The sequence below is a fragment of the Streptomyces boncukensis genome (assembly GCF_011045075.1).
GTDB classification, from domain to species: Bacteria; Actinomycetota; Actinomycetes; order Streptomycetales; family Streptomycetaceae; genus Streptomyces; species Streptomyces boncukensis.
Window position 1 is genome coordinate 1 of sequence record NZ_JAAKZZ010000741.1, and the last position, 2,803, is coordinate 2,803.

Annotated in this window: 2 protein-coding genes; both read left to right on the plus strand. The window is 73.1% G+C overall.

What is annotated here, in order from left to right; all coding sequences use genetic code 11:
* The first annotated feature begins 393 nt into the window (after positions 1–393).
* On the plus strand, positions 394–1,449 hold the full coding sequence (locus G5C65_RS34990; protein ID WP_338146810.1) for a LacI family DNA-binding transcriptional regulator: 1,056 nt from the start codon (positions 394–396) through the stop codon (positions 1,447–1,449).
* 89 nt (positions 1,450–1,538) lie between these two features.
* Positions 1,539–2,630 (plus strand): LacI family DNA-binding transcriptional regulator, encoded by a 1,092-nt coding sequence (locus G5C65_RS34995; protein WP_165303091.1) that lies wholly within the window; start codon positions 1,539–1,541, stop codon positions 2,628–2,630.
* Positions 2,631–2,803: the final 173 nt, after the last annotated feature.

Sequence of the window (2,803 nt, forward strand, 5' to 3'; positions counted from 1 at the left end):
TCGCCCAGCCGGCCACGGCACCCGCCGCTGCGACCTGGAGCACTCTGCGTCGGCTCGGAACGCGATCAGCCATCGTCCATCCCTTCCCAGAAGACAGAAAACGGTTACTGGAGAGCGACGTCAGGGTCACAGGGGCACCACCCCGCTGGAACCTCTGCCGCGAGACGCGAAAGTTTCGGTCGCCGCCGGCGAGGCGGAAGCCGGGCGCTGACCGTGCGATGGCCGAGGGGGAATTCTCCGGATTCTCCCTCGATGTCGACCGAGATTTCGAGCGGTTCGACATACCGGTCACCCATAATTTCCGGGTGGTTTCCGGGACTTCAACGAACACGTCGGCGGCGTAGTGTGAAACGCGTTCGTCTGGCGATCCCCTGTGAGGAGAGGAGAGCGAGGGTGACGCGCACCGAACCCGGGCCGGCGGGGACGCCGACGGGGCCGACGCTGGCCGTGGTGGCCCGTGCGGCCTCCGTGTCCATACCGACGGCTTCCAAGGTGGTGAACGGGCGGGAGGACGTCGCGCCCGACACCCGCCGCCGGGTGACCGAGGTGCTGGACGCGCTGGGCTACGTCCGCCGCCCCCGCCTCACCCCGCAGCATCCGCCGCGGCTGGTCGACCTGGTGCTGCACTCCCTGGACAACTCCTGGTCGGGGGCCGTGCTGCGCGGCGTGCAGGAGGCGGCGCACACGGCGGGGCTGGAAGTGATGATCTCGGCGGGGCTGACCCGCACCCGGGGCGGCAGGCCGCAGCGCGGCTGGCTGGACCGGCTGGCGCTGCGCGGCACCTCGGGCGTGCTGTTCAACCTCGCCGAGCTGACCCCCACCCACCACGCCTGGCTGGAGCAGCACGGCATTCCGTACGCGATGATCGACCCGGTCGTCGAGCCGCCGCCCGGTGTCCCCGCCGTCGGCGCCGCCAACGAGGCGGGGGCGCGCGGCGCGGTCGAGCACCTGCTGGCCCTCGGGCACGTCCGGATCGCCGTGCTCGGCGGCTACCGCCGCAAGCAGTGCAGCGGCGCGCGCGTGGCGGGCTACCGCGCCGCGCTGGCCGCGGCCGGGTTGCGCGTGTGCGCCGAGTACGTCCGCTACGCCAACTTCGACCCCGCGCTGGCCCGCGAGCGCACCCGGGAGCTGTTCGCGCTGCCCGAGCCGCCGACGGCGGTCTTCGCCTGCTCCGACCCGATGGCGCTCGGCGTCTGCCAGGCGCTCGCCGAGCTGGGCCTGCGGATCCCGGAGGATGTGAGCGTCGTCGGCTTCGACGACCTGCCGGAGGCGGAGTGGGTCACGCCCGCGCTCACGACCGTACGGCAGCCGCTGAGCGAGATGGCGGCCGCGGCGCTGGGGCAGTTGCTGCGCGTCCGGGAGGGGAGCGCTGGGCTTGGCAGGACGGAGCTGTCCACGAGGCTCGTGGAGCGCAGTAGTACGGCGCCGCTGCGGAGTGCTCTTGTGTGACCAGGGTTTCGAAATCTGACCGCTGTACCGAACACTGCCGGTACAGTAACCGATTACCCTCGGTCGGGAGGGGAGAGGGAGGGTGTGCCATGAGCGGCAGACGCGAAGAGCGCCGCGTGACCATTCGGGACGTCGCCGCGCGCGCGGGCGTCTCCGTCGCCACCGTCTCCCGCGTACTCGCCGACAACTACCCCGTCACCTACAGCACCAGGGCCCGCGTCCTGCGCGCCGTGCGCACGCTGGACTACGTCGCCAACCCGCACGCCCGCGCGCTGGCGGGCAGCGGCCCGGAGTCCGTCGCGTTCGTCCTGGACGACATCACGGGGCCGTCCTTCGCGCACATCGCCGCGGGCGTCGAGCAGGAGACCGCGCGGCACGGCAGGCTCTGCCTGGTGTGCACCACGCACGGCGACGAGCGCCGCGAGGCGGACATCATCACGCTCATGCGCGAGCAGCGGGCCGCCGCGGTGATTCTCGTGGGCGGCGCCGAGCGCACCCCCGAATACCGCGAGCGCACCAGCGCGTTCGCGCACCAGCTCGACGCGGCGGGCTCCCGGCTCGTGCTGTGCGGCCGGCCCGCACCCGAACTGCCACCCGGCGAAGAACTGCCGGTCACGCTCGTCGAGTACGACAACGAGGGCGGCGCTTTCGGCGCCACCGCGCACCTGCTGTCGGCGGGACACCGCCGCGTGCTCTTCCTGGGCGGGCTGAGCGCCACCACCACCGCCGAGGAGCGCCGCGCCGGGTACCGCCGCGCTCTGGAGTCGTACGGACTGGCGCTCGACCCCGCGCTGGTCGTCGACTCGGACTTCAGCCGCGAGAGCGGTCTGCGCGGCATGCGCGAGATGCTCGCCCGGGGCCTCGCCTTCACGGCCGTGTTCGCCGCGACGGACATGGTCGCGCTGGGCGCGCTGCAGGCCCTCCGGGAGGCGGGCCTGCGGGTACCGGAGGACGTCTCGGTGGTCGGCTTCGACGACATCCCCGTCTCCCGCGAACTGGCCCCCGGCCTGACCACGGTGCACGTCCCGTACGAGGAACTGGGGCGTACGGCGGTGCGGCTGGTGCTGGGCCGGCGGGACGGCGACGCCCCGGACGACGCCCGCCACCAGCGCGTTCGGCTGGGCACCCATGTGGTGGTCAGAGGCTCGACGGCCGCACCGGCCGCACCGGCGGCACCGTGACGCGCACCGTCGCCACTCGCCTGCCCTGCGCGGTCCGGGACCAGGCCGGCCACAGCACGGAGCGCCCGGATCCCCCACGGCGCTCCCACCCTCGGCGTCAACCTCCTGGACCGGCAGGGGGATCGGCCCTTGCCCACTGAACCGAACCGACGAAGGAATCCCATGGCTACCAC

Excerpts from the sequence above, each read along its gene's own strand:
- G5C65_RS34995 (WP_165303091.1), top strand. The coding sequence starts at position 1,539 with ATGAGCGGCAGACGCGAAGAGCGCCGCGTGACCATTCGGGACGTCGCC.